Here is a 3,266-nt window from a genome sequence, read left to right on the forward strand (position 1 = left end):
TCAATGGCTTAAACCCTACCGAATGGCTCAAGGATACTTTGGAAAAATTACCGACTTGGCCCAACAGTCGTATCGATGAGTTGCTGCCTTTTGCAACGGCAAATTCCGAGACAGTTAAGGATCAGAATGTCTTTTAGAAAACAACGTGGCTAGATTGAACGGTTACGGCAAACTGATGCAGTTAAGCGATAAGATGTGTGGTTGTCGTTCGTTAGTTGTGCGAGCGTAATGACGGCCATTTAGTGATGTTGGGTTATTCGCCACGCTAAACCGGTTAGTGCGCCTTTCTTATTGCGGCAAGCGAGTTTGCATCGTAAATTTCGGCTCCAGTGTGTTCGGCTAGCCCGCCTGTATAAGCAGATTTTGTTACCGTTAGCGTATAAGTGGCATTTAAACCGCCAACCAGTTTGGTAATAGGGCTGAAATGGGCATCGCCATCGACTGAATCCTTTATGATGGGCGACATTTTTAAGCCATGGCTCAATTGAGCGCTGATGATGGGTAATTTACTGGGTGCCTTGTCCCTGATTGAAAATTCCAATGACACTCCATTTGCAGCACAAATTACTTGATAACTATCCGTTTTGGCTGACCCTGAACCCGATAAGCCGATAGCCGCGTTGGGCAGTTCATTTAATTTTTCCTTTAATCGGGTCAACTGAAGGGTATCTTGATGGTAAGCTGGGCCGTAACCGGGTTTGAGGCTTCGGTAACTTGCGCTGCCTGCTCCGCTGTAATGGCACGCTAGGCACGTCCATGTGCCGCTTAGGGCAGGAATGACTTTTAAGGCGATAGCTTGGGATTGAATTTGAGGCAACGCATAGGCATTAATGGCGAATGCCCAAGTCATATAAAAAACACCCAACGATAGCAAGTGGTTAAGTGTATGGTTTGCAGAGTTGGTTGGTTTCATAATGTTGACCGTTTTACCAAAGAAGTCTTTTAGGTCGGGTTTTCCAGTATCACCAGTTAAAATAATAGAACCGGAAAAGAAGGGCGAGCCGTTTTGACTCGCCCCGATAGATAACGCTTAGGCGTAAACCTTATGCGCCGATGATGCCGCCTTCTTCACGAGTAATGACGACAACAGAAGAACGTGGTCTGGACACGCCGGGCGTGTTGGGCAATGATTCACCAGCGGAGTTGACTGCGAACTGGGCTTGCGGCCAGTTGCTATATTGAGATGGATTGCTAGCAGGAGAATCTTCACCAGGATGCTGGATACCAACAAACATGGTCTTGCCGTCAGGGGTATTAACAACACCGGTCACTTCGCAATGAACAGGGCCGGTTAGAAAACGACGTACTTGCTTGGTGTTAGGGTCAGCGCAAGCCATACAGTTAGCGCCGATATTAATCCAATCGCCTTGAGCGTTGCCGGCTTGATCCGTTTGCACCCACATGCGGCCAAACTGGTCGAACCACAAACCATCTGGCGCACCTAAATCGGCACTGCCATTAGGTCTGTCTGCGATGTTACCGACATAACCCACACCGGACAAGTCGGTTGGTGTGTAAGTGCTACCCAATGTTTTGACTGTTTTGGTATCGCCGCACAATACAAAAATATCCCATTCAAACGCTTCAGCAGTGACCACGTTACCGTCTTCGCGCCAACGGATGATATGACCATAGTCGTTGTCTGGGCGTGGATTAGCTACGTCAACAGGCGGATTGGCAGAGCCTGCTCCGGTTGAACCGTCAGCATTGTTAACGGAAGTTGGAGTATTGCCACGGCGACTGTTATTAGTCAGTGTGCAATACAGTTCCAGAGGACGCTTGTCGTTATACACTTGATAACTACCACCGGTTTCATCGTTGAAGTAAGTGCGTAACGCTATCCATTCTGGACGATCCATCATAGTGGCGCCAACGGCATCGGCTGCTTGGCGGGTTTTGATTAGGATTAAAGCCTGTACTTCGGCGTCGTTAGCACCAGCGAAAGCGGGTAGGTCGCGCAAACGTGCTTTCACGCCAGGTTGGCCCTCTAAGTCTATGACAGTCAAGGTGTCTGGCTTTAACGCCAACCATTGACCACGGAAAGAGTTGGCTTTTTGGCCAGGTGTGCTATCGAAGCGTGCGACGTACAACGTGCCTTGATCAAGCAAATTACGGTTGGCTTCAGAATAGTTCGGCTCAAAGGGTTTGGCACAAACAAATTTGTAAATATATTCGTTGCGTTCATCATCTCCCATGTAGAAAGCGACACGGTTGCCTTTGCTGACTGCGACTTGCGCGCTTTCGTGTTTGAAACGACCCATAGAGGTGCGCTTAACCGGTGTGCTGTTGGGATTAAACGGGTCGATTTCCACTACCCAACCAAACAAATTGGGTTCTAGCGGGTTGTTGTCGGCATTAAAGCGTGGATCGACTTCATGCCAACGATAACCGAAACCAGTCGAGCTAATACCATAACGGCTGTTACCTTTGATGATTTCGGCTTTTTGGTCTAAAAATTCATCGCCAATTTGGTCACCGCTGGTTGGTGCAGCAAAATAGCCGTTCCAGTTTTCTTCGCAAGTCAGGTAAGTGCCCCAAGGCGTGTAGCCATGCGCACAGTTATTCAAAGTGCCATAAGCGGTGAAGCCATCATTCAAACCAATTTCAGCGGCTGTGGCGATGTCAAATTTTTTTGATTTCATTAACGCATGACCAGCGGCTGAACCTGCAACGCGTATCATGGTGTTGCCAGTAATACGGCGTCCATAACGTGAATTTCTTTTAACTTGCCATTTACCTTTTAATTTGGCGACATGAGCAATAGAAACACCATGAGCCGCTTGCGATTTGCGAACTTTCTCCAAGGTAACACCAGCACCGCCCGCTAAACCTTCGGCGCCGTGTAAGATTTCTTCATGGGTATATTCATGGTTGACACATAACAAGCCTTCGGTGTTGGACACGCCAAAACCTAGCTGAGGCATAGGGAAAAAATGCATACCGTCGTGGTGCATGCCTACTTGCATGGCTTGTTCTTCAGCCCCTTGACTAGCATCTTCTAGCCATTCAGGTGCGCCCGGCATGATAGGGTCGCCCCAAGCATGTAAAACTTCTACTTTATAGCCGGCTGGAACGGTTACAGCATCGGCGACAGGGAATAAGCTGGGGCAATACTGTTGACTTTAGCCAGTAGCACCCATTTTCTTAGCCCGCTTTTCTTTCCACTTATTAGGAACGCCTTTATTAACACGAGGTTTTGATGGCTTGGGCGTCTTCGGTCGGTAATAAACAACTCGTCGAATAGAATCAACTAACTCGAAGAAAAG

The 3,266-nt window shown here is 48.1% G+C and carries 2 protein-coding genes and 1 pseudogene; 1 reads left to right on the forward strand and 2 read right to left on the reverse strand.

Features of this window, described 5'->3' with window-relative positions; all coding sequences use genetic code 11:
- On the forward strand, window positions 1-137 hold a 137-nt coding region (locus VZ94_RS24255), incomplete at its 5' end, for a transposase domain-containing protein (RefSeq protein WP_131655473.1).
- Window positions 138-274: 137 nt separating this feature from the next.
- Here the strand turns inward: VZ94_RS24255 and VZ94_RS05085 are convergent.
- The gene (locus VZ94_RS05085) at window positions 275-913 is read right to left on the reverse strand and encodes a hypothetical protein (RefSeq protein ID WP_045778413.1); all 639 of its coding nucleotides are present in this window, start codon (window positions 911-913) and stop codon (window positions 275-277) included.
- A 130-nt stretch (window positions 914-1,043) separates the two neighbouring features.
- Window positions 1,044-3,101: pseudogene (locus VZ94_RS05090) on the reverse strand (PhoX family protein); the annotation flags it as partial.
- Window positions 3,102-3,266: the final 165 nt, after the last annotated feature.

Source organism: Methylocucumis oryzae (assembly GCF_000963695.1).
GTDB classification, from domain to species: Bacteria; Pseudomonadota; Gammaproteobacteria; order Methylococcales; family Methylomonadaceae; genus Methylovulum; species Methylovulum oryzae.

Excerpts from the sequence above, each read along its gene's own strand:
- VZ94_RS05085 (WP_045778413.1), bottom strand. The coding sequence starts at position 913 with ATGAAACCAACCAACTCTGCAAACCATACACTTAACCACTTGCTATCG.